Origin of the sequence: Pseudoduganella sp. R-31 (assembly GCF_049913235.1) — a bacterium.
GTDB lineage: Bacteria > Pseudomonadota > Gammaproteobacteria > Burkholderiales > Burkholderiaceae_D > Rugamonas.
In genome coordinates this window covers 5,271,117-5,290,030 of record NZ_CP183986.1, presented here as the reverse complement: position 1 = coordinate 5,290,030, position 18,914 = coordinate 5,271,117, and the positions used below count along the sequence as shown (strand labels likewise).

16 protein-coding genes are annotated in these 18,914 nt (G+C 62.9%); 10 read left to right on the top strand and 6 right to left on the bottom strand.

Translation table 11 applies throughout. From position 1 onward, the window contains the following. Positions 1-62: 62 nt before the first annotated feature. The gene (locus ACN9MY_RS24060) at positions 63-2,831 is read left to right on the top strand and encodes a TonB-dependent receptor (protein WP_426163438.1); all 2,769 of its coding nucleotides are present in this window, start codon (positions 63-65) and stop codon (positions 2,829-2,831) included. A gap of 139 nt (positions 2,832-2,970) precedes the next feature. On the opposite strand, the gene ACN9MY_RS24055 is transcribed toward ACN9MY_RS24060, so the two are convergent. The 6 genes from ACN9MY_RS24055 to ACN9MY_RS24030 form a co-directional block, all read right to left on the bottom strand. Next, a complete protein-coding gene (locus ACN9MY_RS24055) occupies positions 2,971-4,206 on the bottom strand; it encodes a DUF2325 domain-containing protein (protein WP_426336236.1) in 1,236 nt (411 codons plus the stop codon). A gap of 8 nt (positions 4,207-4,214) precedes the next feature. After that, positions 4,215-4,544, bottom strand: a complete 330-nt coding sequence (locus tag ACN9MY_RS24050) for a hypothetical protein (RefSeq protein ID WP_426336235.1) — start codon at positions 4,542-4,544, stop codon at positions 4,215-4,217. A gap of 73 nt (positions 4,545-4,617) precedes the next feature. Continuing rightward, a complete protein-coding gene (hemP, locus tag ACN9MY_RS24045; protein WP_426163429.1) occupies positions 4,618-4,812 on the bottom strand; it encodes a hemin uptake protein HemP in 195 nt (64 codons plus the stop codon). Between the two features lie 129 nt (positions 4,813-4,941). After that, complete coding sequence (locus tag ACN9MY_RS24040; protein ID WP_426163427.1) at positions 4,942-5,754, bottom strand: Crp/Fnr family transcriptional regulator; 813 nt, start codon at positions 5,752-5,754, stop codon at positions 4,942-4,944. A 136-nt stretch (positions 5,755-5,890) separates the two neighbouring features. Further along, positions 5,891-6,535 carry a response regulator transcription factor gene (locus tag ACN9MY_RS24035; protein WP_130310986.1) on the bottom strand — a complete coding sequence of 215 codons (645 nt, stop codon included), beginning with the start codon at positions 6,533-6,535 and terminating at the stop codon, positions 5,891-5,893. Positions 6,536-6,611: 76 nt separating this feature from the next. Further along, complete coding sequence (locus ACN9MY_RS24030) at positions 6,612-7,079, bottom strand: universal stress protein (protein ID WP_426163423.1); 468 nt, start codon at positions 7,077-7,079, stop codon at positions 6,612-6,614. Between the two features lie 336 nt (positions 7,080-7,415). On the opposite strand from ACN9MY_RS24030, the gene ACN9MY_RS24025 reads away from it, so the two are divergent. The 9 genes from ACN9MY_RS24025 to truA all read left to right on the top strand — a co-directional run bounded on the left by ACN9MY_RS24025 (position 7,416) and on the right by truA (position 18,909). Further along, positions 7,416-8,255 (top strand): protein phosphatase CheZ, encoded by an 840-nt coding sequence (locus ACN9MY_RS24025; protein WP_426163420.1) that lies wholly within the window; start codon positions 7,416-7,418, stop codon positions 8,253-8,255. After that, a complete protein-coding gene (locus tag ACN9MY_RS24020; RefSeq protein ID WP_426163418.1) occupies positions 8,255-10,129 on the top strand; it encodes a chemotaxis protein CheA in 1,875 nt (624 codons plus the stop codon). Before ACN9MY_RS24025 ends, ACN9MY_RS24020 begins: the two co-directional genes overlap by 1 nt. A gap of 180 nt (positions 10,130-10,309) precedes the next feature. Next, a complete protein-coding gene (gene leuC / locus ACN9MY_RS24015) occupies positions 10,310-11,713 on the top strand; it encodes a 3-isopropylmalate dehydratase large subunit (RefSeq protein ID WP_426337661.1) in 1,404 nt (467 codons plus the stop codon). 23 nt (positions 11,714-11,736) lie between these two features. After that, entirely contained in the window at positions 11,737-11,865 is a 129-nt protein-coding gene (locus tag ACN9MY_RS24010; protein ID WP_057259662.1) for an entericidin A/B family lipoprotein, read from the top strand. A gap of 60 nt (positions 11,866-11,925) precedes the next feature. Continuing rightward, positions 11,926-12,573 (top strand): 3-isopropylmalate dehydratase small subunit, encoded by a 648-nt coding sequence (gene leuD / locus ACN9MY_RS24005; RefSeq protein ID WP_426163415.1) that lies wholly within the window; start codon positions 11,926-11,928, stop codon positions 12,571-12,573. A 14-nt stretch (positions 12,574-12,587) separates the two neighbouring features. After that, positions 12,588-13,655, top strand: a complete 1,068-nt coding sequence (gene leuB, locus ACN9MY_RS24000; RefSeq protein ID WP_426336234.1) for a 3-isopropylmalate dehydrogenase — start codon at positions 12,588-12,590, stop codon at positions 13,653-13,655. Positions 13,656-13,742: 87 nt separating this feature from the next. Continuing rightward, complete coding sequence (gene asd, locus ACN9MY_RS23995) at positions 13,743-14,870, top strand: aspartate-semialdehyde dehydrogenase (RefSeq protein ID WP_426163411.1); 1,128 nt, start codon at positions 13,743-13,745, stop codon at positions 14,868-14,870. A gap of 249 nt (positions 14,871-15,119) precedes the next feature. Then, positions 15,120-18,047 (top strand): FimV/HubP family polar landmark protein, encoded by a 2,928-nt coding sequence (locus ACN9MY_RS23990; RefSeq protein WP_426336233.1) that lies wholly within the window; start codon positions 15,120-15,122, stop codon positions 18,045-18,047. A 58-nt stretch (positions 18,048-18,105) separates the two neighbouring features. After that, a complete protein-coding gene (truA, locus tag ACN9MY_RS23985) occupies positions 18,106-18,909 on the top strand; it encodes a tRNA pseudouridine(38-40) synthase TruA (RefSeq protein ID WP_426163405.1) in 804 nt (267 codons plus the stop codon). The last annotated feature ends 5 nt before the right edge of the window (positions 18,910-18,914 follow it).

The following is an 18,914-nucleotide window of genomic DNA, read 5'->3' as shown; positions in this document are numbered from 1 at the left end:
GCAAAATGCAAAAAAGAAACTTTGCTCATTCGAACGTTTTTAGAAACCCGAAGGAGTAGAGAATGGCTTTCCAAGAAAAAGTCGGTGTGCGTTCCGTGCGCCTGGCAATGTCCGCCCTGGCCCTGATTGCTGCCGGCCACGCCGCCGCGCAAGAAGCGCCAATGCAGCGCGTTGAAATCACCGGTTCCGCGATCAAGCGTATCGCCGTCGAAGGCGCACTGCCAGTGCAGCGCCTGTCCGCCGAAACGATCAAGAAGACCGGCGCCAACACCGTCGCCGAACTGATCCAGGCCCTGCCAGCGATGCAGGGCTTCTCCATTGAAGCAACTGCTGCCGGCTCCAACTCCGGTGGCCGCGTCTCCGCGTCCATCCACGATATCGGCGAGAGCTACACCCTGGTGCTGCTGAACGGTCGCCGCATTGCTCCGCAAAATGATGGCTCGACCGTCAACCTGAACGCCATCCCGATGAGCGCGATCGAGCGCGTTGAGATCCTGACCGACGGCGCCTCCGCACTGTACGGTTCCGACGCGATCGCCGGCGTGATCAACTTCATCATGAAGAAGAACTTCAATGGCGTGAACCTGGAAGCCAACTTCTCCCAGCCGTTCGAAAGCAGCTCCGGTCGCCAGACTGATGCCGCGATCACTTTCGGCAGCAACGACCTGCTGGGTGGCCGCCTGGCCCTGATGGGTACCTACCGCCACGACGAGCGCACCCAGCTGCGCGCAACCGAGCGTGAATTCGCCAAGACCTCGTTCGTTCCGTTCAACTACAACGGCAACAGCTACGTCATGGACCGCACCAGCAGCTCCGCTGTGCCGGGCAACGTCACCGTCGACTTCAACGACAAGACCAGTACCACCTTCAACCCATACCTGCTGAAGAACGGCAAGTGCGCACCAATGAACGTGGTGGTGCCGACCAACCAGCAGACTTGCGGCTTCGACTCCGGTTCGACCGTTGAAATCGTCCCGCAAAGCAAGCGCGACACCTTCTTCGGTAACGCCACCTTCAAGCTGACCGACAACGTCAACCTGTTCGCTGAAACCGTCATTGGCCGCTTCGACCTGACCGCACGTATCGCGCCTAACGCCATGCCGATTTCGGTGCCAGTCAGTTCGGCGTTCTATACCAACTACGTACAGCCTTTCCTGACCCCGGCCCAGCAAGCCAACCTGGCGGTGACCAAGCCGGGCGTCTCGCCAGTGAACGCGACCTACCGCAGCTTCGACTGGGGCACCCGCGATAGCCAGACCGTGACCGACACCCAGCACTTTGTGACCGGCCTGGAAGGCGACATCGGCGCCTGGAACTTCAGCAGTGGCCTGACCTGGTCGCGCAACAAGTACGAAGAGCGCTATGTTGGCGGCTACCAGCTGAACAAAGAGTTCCGCAGCATGATGGCCAACGGTTCCCTCGATCCGTTCGCACCGCTGGGCCCGGTAAGCGACGCTACCCGCGCGCTGATCGATGGTTCGACCTACCGCGGCGCGATCCGCAATGCATCGACCACCATGACCGGCATCGATGGCCGCGCATCGCGCGAGCTGTTCGACCTGGGCCTGGGCGGCGGCTCCAGCTCGATCGCACTGGGCGGTGACCTGCGTCGCTACCACTACGAGCAAACCCCGAGCGATGCTGCCAAGAATGGCCTGATCTACAACCTGAGCAGCCCTGCGACTTACGACATGACCCGCAAGACCTACGGTCTGTTCACCGAGTTGCTGGTGCCAGTGGTGAAGTCCTTTGAAGTGACCGGCGCCGTGCGTTACGACGCCTACACCGCGATCGACAATGGCGTAACCGGCACCGAGATGGGCAAGAAGGAATCGGCTGTTACCTACAAGCTGAGCACCCGTTGGCAGCCAAACTCCATCACCGTGGTGCGCGCTTCCTACGGTACCGGCTTCAAGGCACCTGACATGCTGAACATCGGCCAGCCGCTGGTGCCGGCAGGCGTGACCGCGTCCAAGTATGCTTGCCCGAACGTGCAAGGCAACAGCAGCCTGTGCAAATCTGGCGCCCTGGAGCAATACCCGGTTATGTCGGGTGGCAACGTGAATCTGAAGCCTGAGAAGTCGAAGCAGTTCACCGTTGGTTTCCGCGTCGAGCCGGCAAACTGGTTCTCCGCCGGCGCCGACCTGTGGGACGTGAAGATTCGCGACGCCGTATCGTCGGTATCCGAGCAACTGGCATTTGCCAACGGTGGCGCGGACTACCCGCAGCTGTTCACCACCTTCACCGAAGTGGCAAGCGGCAAGACGTCCTACGCCTTCCAGCGCCTGTCGATCAACATCGGCAAGACCCACAACCAGGGTATCGACTGGGACATGACCGGCCGCCACAACTTCGGTTTCGGTCGCTTCTCGTCGACCCTGGCAGGCACCTACCTGATCAAGTCTGACTACACCAAGCCAGGCACTGACGATCAGTGGACCAACAGCATGAACTTCTTCGGCATCAACAATGCCGTGTCGTTCCGCCACGTTGTACGTTGGACCAACACCCTGGAAACCGGCGCGTTCAGCAACTCGATCATCGCCAACTACCGCAACGGCTACACCGATGCCAAGACCACTGTGTGGAACCTGGGTACCAACGCCTCCGAAGATGTGCGCATCCACGTGCCATCGCACCTGACCTTCGACTGGCAAGGCAAGTGGGCTGTCAACAAGCAACTGGCGCTGCGCGCCGGCATCAAGAACCTGGCCGACCGCAACCCACCGCTGTCCCTGCGTAACTCCTCGGGCCACCAGGTTGGCTTCGACCCACGCTACGCCGACCCAATGGGCCGCACCTTCTACCTGACCGGCAATTACACCTTCTAATCGCCGCCCTCAGTAGCAAGTAGCAAAACGCCCCGTGCGCGCAAGCGCCGGGGCGTTTCTTTTTGAAAGTCGGGGTCAGGTCTGGCAATCCGCCATTCCGCGCAGCGGAATGGCGGATTGCCAGACCTGACCCCGACTTTTATTGTGGTTCTAGCGCGCGCTGGAGGGTAGTGACGCTGGGGTTGTCGACGAAGATGCAGCGCTTCTGGTGCCGCTTGCAGAAGTCTTTCACGCGCCAGTAGGCGCTGTGGCTGATGCAGGCGGTCTGGCAGATCACCAGGTCGGCGGCGGCCATGCTGGTTTCGAGGCGGGCGACGTTGTCTTCGAGGCCGCCGTCGTGGTGCAGGAATTCGGCGCCGGCTTCTTCGATCACGCTGCGGTAGCCGGCCACATTGCCGGCGCGGCCGCCTACGCACAGCACGCGCTCGGCCAGCAGTCCGTGCAGCGTGATGCGTTGCGAGGTGGTGCCCGCACGGACAGCCGGCCCGCCCGTTGCGGCGGTGGCGGCTGCCGGCATGGCGGGCGATGATTGCGCCGCGGCTGCGGCCAAGGCGGCGCGTGCTTCGCTGAGCTGGCGTTCCAGGGCGCTGGCTTCGGCGCGGGCGGCGGCGGCTTCGGCGCGCAAGTCATGCACGCGTTGCTCGGTGTCGGCCAGTTGGCGCGCCAGGCGTTCGCGCGTGGCGAGGCCGGGAACGGTGGCGTGCAGCTCTTCCAGTTGCTGGCGCAGCGAGGCGAGCACGCTGTCGCGGCCTACCAGTTGCGCGCGCAGCTGCATCATGGCGGCTGCATGGGCTTCCTGTTCGGAGTGGCGCTCGGCTTGCCAGGTGGCGCTGCGCTGCTGCTGGCGTGCCAGTTCGCGCTCCAGCGCGGCATTCGATTGTTCAAGCGCCTGCAGGCGGCTGATGTCGGCGCGCGTGGCGGCGCCGGCCTGGTGCTGGATCATGTGCAGGTCGCGGCACATGCGTTCCTGCAGTTCGAGCGTGCAGTGCGGGTGGCTCAGGCCGGCCCAGAACGGGCCCGGCACGTCGCCGCTGGCGACCGCAGCTTCCCACAACGCTTCCAGGGCCGCTGTGTCGCGGGCGTGGCGGAAGCGCTGGATCACCACTGCATAGCGGCGTTCCAATTCCTTCTGCACGGCTTCGGACAGGCGGTTGCGGTTGCTGCATTCGCTGACGGCGCCAACGTGGACTTCATAGTCGTCGGCCAGCACCTTGCCGCCGACTGCCTTGGTGACGATCTTGCGCAGCACGCCAAGCGGCAGGCCGACGCCGACCAGGGGGCAGTGGCAGGTGTGGGGCAGGTCCCAGATGCGGCGGCGGCGCGCCGGTTCGGCCGCCGCGGCCTTGGCGGCTGGAGTGTCGTGCTTGTCGCACATGATGGCCCTCAGGCCGCCAGCGGGGCAGGGCGGGGGCGGCCCATCAGGCGCGCCAGGAAATTGGCGCGTTCCTGCGGAGGACGGGCATGTTCGACCACGGCGCCCCACTGTTCGCACAGTTGCTGGCAGGTGGCGCGCAGCACGGGCGAGAGGTCCGGCAGCGCCGCCAGCGCTTTCAGGTGGCGCTCGATGACCGATGCCAGCTTGACGCAGCCGCCATTGTCGGCGGCGTTGGCCGTATAGTGGGACATCAGGTGCAGCACGGCGGACAGCATCAGTTCCGGCTGCCGGGCAGCGGCGCTGTGCGTGAAGATCGGGTCGTTGCGGTCGATAGCCATGATTCACTCCAAAGTTTCAGGGGTGGCTGGCTGCCGCGTGTGACGGCTGGCTGGCGATTGGGGAGGGTAAGCTTCAGGCAGTCAGGATCAGCTTGTTCAACTGCGTGATGCGAAGACGGTAGATGCGGCCGGCATGTTCAATTTCGATTTCGCGCTGATCTTCCATCAGGCCGGCGGTGGTGTAGCGGCGCAGGGGCTGGGTCGGCTGCTGCGCGGCAGGGGCGACAGCAGCCTTGGGTTTGGGGGCGTCGATAGTGGCAGTAGACATTGTTATTTTTCCTCAGATAAGAATGATTCGCATTTGCATTATGCTCAGGTCGGCAAAGCTTGTCAAATAAATTATTGAAGAAAAAAAGAGGCCCGCCGAAGCGGGCCAAAGCTGGGTGAGTAGTACTCTTTACAAAGTCGCCAGCAGCGGCACGGCAGCTTCGCTGGCGGCGGCTTTGGCGCGCGACGGCAGCTTGCTGCGCGTGCGCGATGGCGGCAGGCGACGCAGCGATTTCAGGGCGTCGACATCCTTGATGCCGATGGTGCGCTGGTCCACGCTGATCAGCCCGATCTCGTTGAAGGCTGACAGGGTGCGGCTGACCGTTTCCAGCGTCAATCCGAGGTAGCTGCCGATCTCATGGCGCGTCATGCGCAGGTTGAACAGCTTGCTCGAATAACCCATCTGCGAAAACTTTTCCGATAGCGTGACCAGGAAGCGCGCCACCCGCGCCTCCGCGCTCAGGGCGCCCAGCATGCCGATCATGGCTTGCTCGCGCACCAGTTCGCGGCTCATCACGCCGTACATCAAATTCTCCAACTCCACGTGGGTGCGGCCCAGCGTGGTCAGCTTCTTGAACGGCAGCAGGATCAGGTCGCAGTCCGACAGCGCCACCGCCTCCGAGGCGTAAGTCTTGCTGTGGATGCCGTCCACGCCCATCAGGTCGCCCTTCATCGGGAAGGCCAGCACCTGCTCGTTGCCGAACTCGTCAATCAGCACCGTTTTCATGAAGCCGGAATTGACCACGTACAGCATGTCGAACGGCTGGCCAATCGTATGCACGCGCTGGCCGGTCTTGAACTGCACATGCTGGAACAGCAGCTCTTCAGAATTGAGCGATACCGGCGGCAAGTGCAGCAGTTCGCACACTTCTTTCAGGTTGGACCACAAACGGCCTTGCCGCTGACGGCCGGCCTCATGGGACACGGGTTGCGTTGAGAGCATGCTGATCTCCTGGTTCCCAAACGGAATGGTTTCAGTATGCCAACGTGAATGTGGGAAAAATATCAGTCGTTGCTGAATATACCCGTAGGAGGGTAGTGGGGCGATGTAGGAATTATCCTAAAATCAACCTTGTCAATCACGCCTTGAACGGGGTCAGCAGCTTGTGCGCCACTGCGTACTGAACCATTTCTGAGAGCGAAGCCATGCCCATCTTCTGCATGATGCGGGTCTTGTGGGTGCTCACGGTCTTGACGCTCAAATGCAGGCCGTTGGCGATTTCAGTGATGGATTTTCCCGACACCAGTAGCGAAAACACCTCGAACTCGCGGTCGGAAAGCTGTTTGTGCAGCAGGGTTTCGGCTGGCTGCATGATATTCAGCGCCAGTTGCTCGGCCACTTCGGTGGAGATATAGGGCCGGCCAGAGGCAACCTTGCGGATGGCGCCCACCAGCTGGGTGCCGGCGCTTTCCTTGGTCAGGTAGCCCTGGGCGCCGGCGCGGATGGCGCGCACCGCGTACTGCTCTTCCTCGTGCATGGTGAGGATGAGGATGGCGAGCTTGGGGGATTCGCTGCGGATCTGGCGGATCAGGTCAACGCCGCTGCGCCCCGGCATGGACAGGTCGAGCAGCAGCAGGTCGAAGCCGCCCTGGCGGATGTGGGTGAGGACTTCGAAGCCGTCGATGGCTTCGCCTACGATGTCGATGTCGGGTGCCCCGTCAAGAATGCGCTTGAGCCCTTCGCGCATGATGGTGTGGTCGTCGGCAATGACAATTCGAATCATGGTTCCTCAATAGTTATCAATACTGGTCTTCACGCCCCAGCCCGGCAGGCTGGAGCGCGTCGTAACGCCTGGCCGTTCAGGCCGGGCGCGGGTCCTTGATCAGGCGGTGCACCAGCACCGGGATCTTGGTATGGGACAGCACCTTGTTGGTCACGCTACCCAGCAGCAGGTGACCCCAGCCGCTGCGGCCATGCGAACCGATGAAGATCAGGTCGCAGCCGCACTGGTTGGCCACGTCCACGATCTTCAGTGCAGCACTTTCGGCAAAAGCTGTCATGCCTTCCGCCCGCACGCCTTTTTTCGCGCAAGACTCGAGGATAGACTGAACATGCTCATTGCCGGCGCGCTGCATTGCCGCACGGTACTCTTCCTCGCTCGGATAGCTGGGCGGGATGATCTCCACGTAAATCGGGTACTGGTATTCCGGTGCCACGAACAGGGCCAGCACTTCCGCCCCGAGCTGCTGGGCAAATTCGACCCCGGCGCAAGCGGTCTTGCTGGAAACGGCCGAGCCGTCCGTCGTAATCAGGATTTTCCGATACATATCTCAGCCTCCTTTAACTATTTAAAAGAGCCAGTTCCTGCCTTCATTGTAGCCCCGTTTGCCAGTATTGTTCTGCTGTAAAGAGTTGATAATTATCAAGAAACTGTCACGAGGACATCGCAGATGCCGCAAATTCCCGTTATTTCAGGGGCTTGCAGCGTGTATTTCACACGATCCGCAAATACAACAGTACACTTGTAGGGCCATCCGGCTTCACCCAAGAGATTGAACTGTGGGGGCTGCCCCTGTTACACTCGCGAGAGAACCCAATTTATTGCCGAGCGTTAAATTTGACAATGTTTTGGCAATTTGAAACGTAATGGAGAAGCAGGAATTATGACCGACGCCGCTGATGATTTCGATGCATTATTTGAGGAAGTATCCGCGCAACGGGCCAATGCGCCTGCACCTGCTCCAGCGCCGGCTCCGGCCGCTGCGGCATCCGAGTCGGGCGATTCTGATGACCTGGAAAGCCTGTTTGATTCCGTAGCAGCGTCCAGCAAAGCGGCAGCCCCTGCCGCAGCGCCGGCAGCGGCCCCGGCCCCGGCGGGCGAGACGCCCGCGGAAGGCGGCGAGCACGCCGAGGGCATGTTCGAGCGCCTGGGCGGCATTGTGCGCCTGCTGCACGACTCGCTGCGTGAACTGGGCTACGACAAGGCCCTGACTGAAGCGTCGACCCAGATCGTGGACGCGCAGGACCGCCTGGAATATGTCGCCTCGCTGACCGAGCAGGCTGCCAACAAGGTCTTGAATACCCTGGACGACGGCATGCCGGCGCAGGAAGTACTGTCCAAGCAGGCCAAGGAAATGGAAGACCGCTGGGCCGACCTGTTCGCAGGCAAGCTGAGCATTGAGGACTTCAAGGCCCTGGCGGGCGATTCGCGCGCTTTTGCCAGCAAGGTAGCGCAAGCAACGGAGGCGGAGAAAGCCCGCCTGCTGGAAATCATGATGGCCCAGGACTTCCAGGACATCACCGGCCAGTTGATCAAGAAGGTCGTCGCCATCACCAAGAAGGTCGAATCCGAACTGGCGCAACTGTTGAAGGACAATGCGCCGGCCGATGTGCGCGAGAAGATTGCGCAGAAAGAGGTGTCGCTGATGTCGGGTCCATCCGTCCCATCGGAAGCCCTGAATCAGGACAGCGTCGATGACCTGCTTGCCGACCTGGGGTTCTAATGGACGATATGCTCAAGGAGTTCGTTGTCGAGGCCATGGACCTGGCCGTCAACGTCGAAGAGCACTTGCTGCGCCTCGAACGTGACCCCGACAACAAGGAAACGCTGAACGCAGTTTTCCGCTCGTTCCACACCATCAAGGGCGGCGCGGGCTTCATGAACCTGGGGGCGCTGGTGTCGGCCTGCCACCTGACCGAGAACCTGTTCGATGCGCTGCGCACCGGCGCTGCGCCGGTCACGCCGCTGTCGATCGAAGCGGCGCTGCAGGCTTCCGGCTTCGTGGCCGACCAGCTGACCGACCTGAATAACGGCACCGCGCCGGACCAGCTGGCGCCGATGCCGGCCGACCTGGAAGCGATCCTGAAAGATGCGATCGAGGGCAAGGCCAGCTCCGCTGCGGGCAAGGCCAAGCCGGCCGCCGCGCCGGTTGCCGCCGCTCCCGCGGCTGCCCCTGCCGCCGCCGCACCGGGCGCTGCGCCAGCTGCCGCGCCGTCGGCCGATGGCCTTGACTGGGAAGGCATGTACGAAGCCGTGGTGCCACCCGGTACTTACGTGCGGCCTGCTGTCGATGCGCGTGCCGAAGGCGTGGCTGCGGCCCACGCCGCAGCCGGTGCGCCGGCCGCCACGCCCGCTGCGGCGCCGGAAGTGCGCGAACGTCCGGCCGGCGAAGCCAAGCCGACCAGCGCGCCGGCCAAGGAAGAATCGATCCGTATCGACGCCGTCAAGCTCGACGCGCTGCTCGAAGTGGCCGGCGAGTCGGTGCAGGCCGCCAACCAGGCAGCCGTGTTGCTGGAGCGCCTGCAGCAATTCAAATTCGAAGGCCAGGCTGCGACCCTGATGTCGGCCCTGACCGAGACGCTGGAACGCGCTTCGCGCTATTCCACCGAACTGCAGCGCGCCACGCTGGCGACCCGCATGCAGCCGGTCGGCCGCTTGTTCCAGAAATTCCCGCGCCTGGTGCGCGAACTGGCGAAGGACCTGGGCAAGGAAGTCGAGCTGACCATCGAAGGCGCGGAAACCGAGGTGGACCGCGTAGTGGTGGACAGCCTGTACGACCCGCTGGTGCACATGCTGCGCAACGCGCTGGACCACGGCGTGGAAGCGCCTGACGCCCGCATGGCCATCGGCAAGCCGCCGAAAGCCTACATCTCCCTGAAGGCGTGGCAGGAGGCCAACTCCGTCATGATCGTGCTGCAGGACGACGGCAAGGGCATGGACCCGGTGGCGCTGCGCCGCAAGGCAGCGGAAAAGGGGCTGATCTCGCCAAGCGCCAACCTGTCGGACGACGAGTCCTACCAGCTGGTGTTCCTGCCGGGCTTTTCGACCAAGGAAGTGGCGTCCTCAGTGTCCGGCCGCGGCGTCGGCATGGACGTGGTCAAGACCGCCGTGGAAAAGAACCGCGGCGCCATCCACATCGAATCGCAACTGGGCAAGGGCACCAAGTTCGCCATCCGCCTGCCGATCGAGCTGTCGATCGTGCCGACCATGCTGGTCTCCACCTCGGGCGCGCTGCTGGCGCTGCCGATGGCGGTGGTCGAGCGCGTGGTCGAACTGCCGGAAGTATTCATGGAAGTGGGCGGCGCGCCAGTCCTCAAGGACCAGGGCCGTCCGCTGCCGGTGCGTTCGCTGGCCGGTGCGCTGGGCTACGAGCCGTGCTCGGAGCGCGTGGGCATCGTCATCAACTCGCCGCAGCCATACATCCTGGCCGTAGCGGCCGTGGACGGCACTGCCGACCTGGTCATCAAACCGATGACCGCGCTGTCGGTGGACGGCATTACCGGTACCGCGCGTTCCGCGGAGGGCGACCTGGTCCTAGTGGTTGGCCTATCGTTCCTGATGGACGGTTGCAGGGGAAGTGTACGAATGGCGGCCTAAAGCCTCCTTCGAAAAATAAAGAAAACACAAGCCTGCAGCCTCCCAAAAAGGGGCTGCGGGCTTTTTTTATTTGGCGCCATCGCTCGAAATCTACGTTGGATTGCTCACAAGGCGGAAAACAGCCGGGTTTTGCATTGCACAAAATATGGCATAATCAAACGGATCACCTATTACGGCAGCATCATGAAAACGCTTTACGACAAACTCTGGGAATCCCACGTAGTACGCACTGAGGAAGACGGCACCGCCCTCCTGTACATCGACCGCCACCTGGTCCACGAAGTGACCAGCCCGCAGGCATTCGACGGCTTGCGCGACGCCGGCCGCCAGCCATGGCGCCTGTCGGCCAACCTGGCCGTGGCCGACCATAACGTTCCGACCACGGACCGTTCGCACGGCATCGAAGACCCGGTCTCGCGCCTGCAGGTGGAAACCCTGGACAAGAACACCAGGTCGGTCGGCATGACCTATTTCAACATGAACGACAAGCGCCAGGGCATCGTGCACGTGATCGGCCCGGAGCAGGGCGCGACCCTGCCGGGCATGACCGTGGTGTGCGGCGACTCGCACACGTCGACCCACGGCGCGTTCGGCGCGCTGGCGCACGGCATCGGCACCTCGGAAGTGGAGCACGTGCTGGCGACCCAGACCCTGCTGGCCAAGAAGTCCAAGTCCATGCTGGTGCAGGTCGACGGCGTGCTGCCGGCCGGCGTGACCGCCAAGGACATCGTGCTGGCCGTGATCGGCAAGATCGGCACTGCGGGCGGCACCGGCTATGCGATCGAATTCGCCGGCTCGGCGATCCGCTCGCTGTCGATGGAAGGCCGCATGACCGTCTGCAATATGGCGATCGAGGCGGGCGCGCGCGCCGGCATGGTCGCTGTCGACGAGACCACCATCAACTACGTCAAGGGCCGTCCATATTCGCCGGCAGGTCCGCAATGGGAACAGGCGGTGGCCTATTGGCGCACCCTGCATTCCGACCCGGGCGCCAAGTTCGACTTCGTGGTGACGCTGGATGCGGCCCAGATCCTGCCGCAGGTGACCTGGGGCACTTCGCCGGAGCAAGTGACTTCGATCGACGGCCGCGTACCTGATCCTGACCAGGAAAAAGACCCGGTCAAGCGCGACGCCATGGAAAAGGCCCTGGTGTACATGAACCTGACGCCGAACACCCGCATCGAAGACATCCGCATCGACAAGGTGTTCATCGGCTCCTGCACCAACTCGCGCATCGAAGACTTGCGCGCCGCCGCTGCCGTCGTGCGCGGCAAGCAGCGCGCCTCCAACGTGAAGCTGGCGCTGGTGGTGCCTGGTTCCGGGCTGGTGAAAGAGCAGGCCGAACGCGAGGGGCTGGACGCGATCTTCAAGGCCGCCGGCTTCGAGTGGCGCGAGCCGGGTTGCTCAATGTGCCTGGCCATGAACGCCGACCGCCTCGATCCGGGCGAGCGCTGCGCATCCACTTCCAATCGTAACTTTGAAGGCCGTCAAGGCCAGGGCGGACGCACCCACCTGGTGTCTCCCGCCATGGCGGCGGCTGCCGGTATCGCCGGCCATTTTGTGGATGTTCGATCCATCCGCTAACCATAACCTGCCAGAGACACATCATGAAGAAACTATTCGCCATCGCCATTGCTATCACCGCCTTCGCCCTGACCGGTTGCAATACCGTTGCAGGCTTCGGCAAGGATGTCCAGAAAGTCGGCCAGAAAATGGAAGGCGCGGGCAGTAAATAACCGCCGCACTGCGGGCTGCGCCGAGCATGCCGGCCCGCTGTCGCCACCTCGTTGAGAATCATGGAAAAATTTACCGTCTACGAAGGTTTAGTTGCACCCCTTGACCGCGCCAACGTCGATACCGACGCGATCATCCCGAAACAATTCCTGAAGTCGATCCATCGCACCGGCTTCGGCCCCAACCTGTTTGACGAGTGGCGCTACCTGGACCACGGCGAACCGGGCATGGACAACAGCAAGCGCCCGCTCAACCCGGACTTCGTGCTGAACCAGCCGCGCTACCAGGGCGCCTCGATTCTTTTGACCCGCAAGAACTTCGGCTGCGGCTCCTCGCGCGAACACGCGCCGTGGGCGCTCGACCAGTACGGTTTCCGCGCCATCCTCGCGCCAAGCTTTGCGGACATCTTCTTCAACAACTGCTTCAAGAACGGCCTGCTGCCGGTCGTCCTCACTGAAGCGCAGATCGATCATCTGTTCAACGAAGTCAAGGCCTTCCCGGGTTACCGCCTGGTAGTGGACCTTGAACAGCAGCGTGTCGGCACCAGCAACGGCTCCGTCTCCTATCCCTTCGAGATCGACGCCTTCCGCAAATACTGCCTGATGAATGGTCTCGACGATATCGGCCTGACCCTGCGCCATGCCGACGAGATCCGCGCGTTCGAGGAGCGCCGTCTTGCAAGCCAGCCCTGGCTGGCCAACGTTATCTAACAGAAGATCGAATAATGAAAATCGCAATCCTGCCGGGCGATGGCATCGGCCCGGAAATCGTCAGCCAGGCCGTCAAGGTCCTGAACGCGCTCGACGAAAAGTTTGAGATGGAAACCGCGCCGGTGGGCGGCGCCGGCTACGAAGCCAAGGGCCACCCGCTGCCGGAAGACACCCTGGCGCTGGCCAAGGCGGCCGACGCCGTGCTGTTCGGCGCCGTCGGCGACTGGAAGTACGACACGCTGGAGCGTCAGCTGCGCCCGGAGCAGGCGATCCTGGGCCTGCGCAAGAACCTCGGCCTGTTCGGCAACCTGCGCCCTGCCATCCTGTACCCTGAACTGGCCGGCGCTTCGACGCTCAAGCCGGAAGTGGTGTCGGGCCTGGACATCCTGATCGTGCGCGAACTGACCGGCGACATCTACTTCGGCCAGCCGCGCGGCGTGCGCGAATGCCCGGACGGCCCGTTCAAGGGCCAGCGCGAAGGCTTCGACACCATGCGCTATGCGGAAGGCGAGATCCGCCGCATCGCCCACGTGGCGTTCCAGGCGGCGCAAAAGCGCGCCAAGCGCCTGACTTCGGTCGACAAGGCCAACGTGCTGGAGACCTTCCAGTTCTGGAAGGACATCGTCACCGACGTGCACAAGGAATACCCGGACGTGGCGCTGGACCATATGTACGTCGACAACGCCGCCATGCAGCTGGTGCGAGCGCCGAAGAAATTCGACGTCATCGTCACCGGCAATATGTTCGGCGACATCCTCTCCGACGCCGCGGCCATGCTGACCGGCTCGATCGGCATGCTGCCATCGGCTTCGCTGGACGCCAACAACAAGGGCCTGTATGAACCATCGCACGGCTCGGCTCCCGATATCGCGGGCAAGGGCGTCGCCAACCCGCTGGCCACGATCCTGTCGGCCGCCATGATGCTGCGCTACTCCCTGAATCGCGCGGAGCAGGCCGACCGCATCGAAAACGCAGTCAAGAAGGTGCTGGCCCAAGGCCTGCGCACGCCTGACATCTACGAAGAGGGCACCAACAAGGTGGGCACCGGGCAGATGGGCGATGCGGTGGTGGCGGCGCTCTAGAACCGGTAAACCAGTGTCCGACCCGCAGGGTCAGACACCGGGGTACCGGTTTAGAATTGAAACGAATTAACCCCAAAGGAAAGCAAAATGAAACTCGTAGGTCTGGTTGGTTGGCGCGGCATGGTCGGTTCGGTCCTGATGCAGCGCATGCAGGAAGAGGGCGACTTTGCCCATATCGAGCCGGTATTCTTCTCCACTTCGAACACCGGCGGCGCTGCGCCGAAGATGGCGAAGAACGAGACTACCCTGAAGGACGCCACCAACATCGACGAACTGAAACGCTGCGAGATCATCATCTCCTGCCAGGGCGGCGACTACACCACCGAGGTATTCCCGAAGCTGCGCGCAGCCGGCTGGAACGGCTACTGGATCGACGCCGCGTCGACCCTGCGCATGGACAAGGACGCTGTGATCGTGCTCGATCCGGTCAACCTGAACGTGATCAAGGACGCGATGGCCAAGGGCGTGAAGAACTTCATCGGCGGTAACTGCACCGTGTCCTGCATGCTGATGGGCCTGGGCGGCCTGTTCAAGCAGGATCTGGTGGAGTGGATGACTTCCATGACCTACCAGGCGGCGTCGGGTGGCGGCGCCCAGCACATGCGCGAGCTGCTGACCCAGTACGGCACCATCAACGCCTCCGTCAAGCACCTGCTGGACAACCCGGCTTCCGCCATCCTGGAAATCGACAAGCAGGTGCTGGCCACCCAGCACGGCCTGTCGCCGGAAGAAACCAAGCAGTTCGGCGTGCCGCTGGGCGGCAACCTGATCCCGTGGATCGACAAGGACCTGGGCAACGGCCAGTCGAAGGAAGAGTGGAAGGGCGGCGCCGAGACCAACAAGATCCTGGGCCGCGGCGAAGGCTTCTCCGCCTCCGCGATCCCGGTCGACGGCCTGTGCGTGCGCATCGGCGCCATGCGCTGCCACAGCCAGGCGCTGACCATCAAGCTGCGCAAGGATGTGCCGCTGGACGAGATCAACGACATCATCGCCAAGGACAACCAGTGGGTGAAGTTCGTGCCGAACACCCGCGAGGCGTCGGTCAAGGAACTGACCCCGGCCGCCGTCACCGGCAGCCTGACGATCCCGGTCGGCCGCGTGCGCAAGATGTCGATGGGCGGCGACTACCTGTCGGCCTTCACGGTGGGCGACCAGCTGCTGTGGGGCGCGGCCGAGCCGCTGCGCCGCATGCTGCGCATCGTATTGGATAAATAAACTGTTATTAATCAGCTAATAACTACTGAATAATAAACAAGTTAAACAGTATTTTCTAAAAGCCGGATTTCAAAGGAAATTCCGGCTTTTTCTTTGGGCGAAGGAATATTTTCGGCATGAACGAAACAGAATAGTTCCTTTAAAGGAAGAATAGTGGGACAATGCTTGCATGCTCCAAAGCATGATGTTATGTTGAGACCTCTGGAAAAGTAACTTTGTTTCCACGTTAACCATTTTTCGTCGCTCACTATGCCTGTTCAAAAACCTTCCAAGGTCGCTTCGTTCGCGTTGAAAACACTGACCGCTGCCATGCTCAGCGGTGCAGTGCTCGCACCTATTTCCGTCAACGCAGCAGGCCTTGGCAAGCTCACTGTGCTCTCCTCGCTGGGGCAGCCGCTGCGCGCCGAAATCGAATTGACTGCCGTTACCCCTGAAGAAGCATCCGAACTGGTGGCCAAGCTGGCCTCGGTGGATGCCTTCCGTGCCGCCAATATCGACTTCAATTCGGCATTGCTCAGCCTGCGCTTCGAGGTCGAAGCCCGTGGCTCGCGCCAATTTATCCGCATTACTTCGTCCCAGCCGATCAACGAGCCTTTCGTTGACATGCTGCTGGAATTGACCTGGACTAACGGTCGCCTGGTACGCGAGTACACCTTCCTGCTGGACCCGGCCGACCTGCGCACGACCAATTCGGCGCAAGTGGCGGCGCAGCGTTCGCGTCCTGCCGCCAAGCCGGCAGCGGCCCCTGCGGCCGCGCCTGCTGCTGCAGCACCGGCCCAAGCAGCTGCGCCAAGCGCCGCGCCGTCGGCAGCGGCCGCCCCGTCGCGTGCACCGGAGCCGGCCGCTGCGCCGCGCGCCGCTGCCGCCCAGGACGGTGCCGCTGACAGCTATCAAGTCAAGAAGGGCGATACGCTGGGCAAGATCGCCGGCCGCCTGAAACCGGCCGACGTGTCGCTGGACATGATGCTGGTTGCGCTGTACCGCGCCAATCCGGATGCGTTCAACGGCTCCAACATGAACCGCCTGAAGTCCGGCACCATCCTGTCCGTGCCGGATGCCGGCACCGTCAAGGGCACCAGCCAGGGCGAAGCCCACGGCGTGGTGGTGGCGCATGCTGCCGACTTCAACGCCTACCGCTCCAAGCTGGCAGGCCAGGTGGCTGCGGCGACTCCGTCCAAGGAAGCGGAATCCCAGCAAAGCCAGACCGGCAAGATCACCGCCCAGGTCAAGGAACGCCCGACTGCCGTCACCGAGTCGAAAGACCAGCTGAAACTGTCCAAGGCAGGCGAAACTTCCAGCAAGCCAGGCAAGACCGGCGCGGTGGAAGACAAGATCGCCAAGGACCGCCAGATGGCGGACGCCAGCGCCCGCGTGAAGGAGCTGGAAAAGAACGTCAACAATCTCGAGAAGCTGATGGAGGTGAAGAGCAAGGCAGCCGCCAGCGCGCAAGCGAAGGCCAGCGCGCCGGCACCCGCTCCAGCCCCTGCGCCGGCGGCCGCGGCACCGGCTGCCAGCCCGGCTGTCAAGCTGTCCGAACCGACGCCTGCGCCTGCTGCATCCGCTCCAGCCCCGGCTCCAGTTCCAGCAGCTACGGCACCGGCTCCGGAAGCCTCGGCGCCGGCGGAAGCCGCACCAGAGAAGCCAGCCAAGCCGAAGCGTTCCGTAGCTGCGCCTCCTCCTGCGAAGGTCGAGCCGGGCCTGGTCGACATGATCATGGAGAACATTAAGGTGATCGGCGCCGGCGTTGCTGCGCTGCTGGGCATCGCAGCGCTGATGGTGGTCCGCCGCCGCAAAGCTGCCGAAGAACTGGCGCTGCCGAATACGGAAGCAGCCAGCGTGCTGGGCGATCCTGGCACCACCGCGCACTCGCTGTTCGCCGAAACCGGCGGCCAGAGCGTGGACACCAGCAACAGCGTGTTCAACTCCAACTTCGCACCTTCGGCCAGCCAGCTCGATACCAATGAAGTCGATCCGGTGGCGGAAGCCGATGTGTACATCGCTTACGGCCGCGATGCCCAGGCAGAGGAAATCCTGAAGGAGGCGCTGCGCGTCCATCCGGAACGCCACCCAGTGCGCCTGAAGCTGCTGGAAATCTATGCCGGCCGCAAGGATGCACGTTCCTTCGAAACCCAGGCCAGCGAGCTGTACTCGATGACCAAGGGCGTGGGCGATGAGTGGGCGCAAGCTGCTGCGCTGGGTGTCAGCATCGATCCTGACAATCCACTGTACGTCAGTGCAGCGCAAGCCAAGGCCGCTGCCGGCATGGGCGGCGCCGCCGCTGCCGCCGGTGCAGCCCCTTTCGTAGCCAGCGAGTCGAATGAGCTCAACGACTTCGCTGCGATGTTTGCTGAGCCCGCTGCACCAGCCAAAGCTGCTGCCGATGGCCTGGACCTGGACCTGAGCCAGGACGCCGCACCGGCTGCTGCCAGCGTGATGGACTTTGACCTGGACCGCGACGCAGGTGCGCTGCCGTCCCTGGCTGAAGAATCCAAACCAAGCCCGAAAGCTGCCGACAGCAACACCCTGGACTTCGACCTCGGTGGCCTGAGCTTCGACGAGCCTGCACCTGCGGCGCCAGTCGTGGCTGAAGCTGCGCCGGCGCCTGTCCCGGCTGCGGAAGAAGTACAGGACCTGTCTTTCGACCTGGGCCTGGATACCCCGGCTGCCAAGGTGGAAACGGTGGAAGCAGCCCCAGTGCCTGATGCGATGGCCGATATCGGCATGGACTTCAACCTGGACCTGCCAAGCGAGTCCAAGCCGGCGGCACCGGCAGCCGATCCGCTGGCAGACCTGAGCAGCATGGACTTTTCGCTGCCTGCGGCAAGCGCGCCAGCAGCAGCGCCGGTGGAAGAAGCACCGCTGTCGGTGGCCGACTTTGCGCTGGACCTGCCAATGGAAGCCGCACCTGCCGCGGCACCGGCGCCGGCAGCAGCGGACTTCGACCTGTCCGGCATCGACCTTGATCTCGGCGGCGCGGCCCAAGTGGCCGAGGCACCGAAGAACGAGGAAGAAATGTCCGCCCTCCACATGGAAATGGACACCAAGCTGGACCTGGCTGTGGCTTACCAGGAAATCGGCGACAAGGAAGGCGCCCGCGAGCTGCTGGATGAAGTGATCCGCGGCGGCAGCGACGACCAGGTCTCCCGTGCTTCGGCAATGCGCGCCCAGCTCGGCTAATCCCTGATTCGCCGTATAATGCCCGGTCACAGATCAATCTGACCGGGCATTTTTTATTTTGAAACGCATTGCATTAGGGGTTCAGTACAACGGCGCCGACTGGCTTGGCTACCAGATCCAGCCGCACGGCCAGACCGTGCAGAACAAGCTGGAGGAAGCCATCGAGCGTTTCGCCTGCGTCAGGCTGGGCACAACCTGCGCCGGCCGCACCGACGCCGGCGTGCACGCCTTGAACCAGGTGGTGCATTTCGACACCGAACTCGATCGCGCCGAACACGCCTGGGTGCGCGGCATCAATGCCTTCCTGCCCGAATCGATCGGCGTGCGCTGGGCGCGCTACCTGCCGGAAGCGCCGACGCCGGAGCAGGAATTCCATTCGCGCTTCAGCGCCCGGTCCCGTACTTATCATTACCTGCTGTACAACCACCAGGTGCGTTCGCCGCTGCTGGCAGGCCGCGCCGGCTTCACCCACTGGAAGCTGGACGTGGAGCGCATGCGCGAAGCCGTCAAGCCGCTGATCGGCACCCACGACTTCACGGCCTTCCGCGCCTCCATGTGCCAGGCCAAAACGCCGGTCAAGGAAATGCAGATGATCGAGATCGAGCGCCACGGCGACATGATCCTGTTCACGCTGCGCGCCAACGCCTTCCTGCACCATATGGTGCGCAACCTGGTCGGCTCGCTGGTCTACGTTGGCCAGGGACGGGAAAATACCGACTGGATGGGAGAACTGCTGGAAGGGAAGGACCGCACCAAGGCGGCGCCGACCTTCATGCCGGACGGCCTGTACCTGTCCCGGATCGAATACGACGCAAAATGGGGCTTGCCGTACGAGGAGCCCAGCATCCTGCCTGCTTTCTGAGGAAA

Coding starts and splice junctions, on each gene's coding strand:
- ACN9MY_RS24060 (WP_426163438.1), top strand. CDS start 63: ATGGCTTTCCAAGAAAAAGTCGGTGTGCGTTCCGTGCGCCTGGCAATG.
- ACN9MY_RS24055 (WP_426336236.1), bottom strand. CDS start 4,206: ATGTGCGACAAGCACGACACTCCAGCCGCCAAGGCCGCGGCGGCCGAA.
- ACN9MY_RS24050 (WP_426336235.1), bottom strand. CDS start 4,544: ATGGCTATCGACCGCAACGACCCGATCTTCACGCACAGCGCCGCTGCC.
- hemP (WP_426163429.1), bottom strand. CDS start 4,812: ATGTCTACTGCCACTATCGACGCCCCCAAACCCAAGGCTGCTGTCGCC.
- ACN9MY_RS24040 (WP_426163427.1), bottom strand. CDS start 5,754: ATGCTCTCAACGCAACCCGTGTCCCATGAGGCCGGCCGTCAGCGGCAA.
- ACN9MY_RS24035 (WP_130310986.1), bottom strand. CDS start 6,535: ATGATTCGAATTGTCATTGCCGACGACCACACCATCATGCGCGAAGGG.
- ACN9MY_RS24030 (WP_426163423.1), bottom strand. CDS start 7,079: ATGTATCGGAAAATCCTGATTACGACGGACGGCTCGGCCGTTTCCAGC.
- ACN9MY_RS24025 (WP_426163420.1), top strand. CDS start 7,416: ATGACCGACGCCGCTGATGATTTCGATGCATTATTTGAGGAAGTATCC.
- ACN9MY_RS24020 (WP_426163418.1), top strand. CDS start 8,255: ATGGACGATATGCTCAAGGAGTTCGTTGTCGAGGCCATGGACCTGGCC.
- ACN9MY_RS24010 (WP_057259662.1), top strand. CDS start 11,737: ATGAAGAAACTATTCGCCATCGCCATTGCTATCACCGCCTTCGCCCTG.
- leuD (WP_426163415.1), top strand. CDS start 11,926: ATGGAAAAATTTACCGTCTACGAAGGTTTAGTTGCACCCCTTGACCGC.
- leuB (WP_426336234.1), top strand. CDS start 12,588: ATGAAAATCGCAATCCTGCCGGGCGATGGCATCGGCCCGGAAATCGTC.
- asd (WP_426163411.1), top strand. CDS start 13,743: ATGAAACTCGTAGGTCTGGTTGGTTGGCGCGGCATGGTCGGTTCGGTC.
- ACN9MY_RS23990 (WP_426336233.1), top strand. CDS start 15,120: ATGCCTGTTCAAAAACCTTCCAAGGTCGCTTCGTTCGCGTTGAAAACA.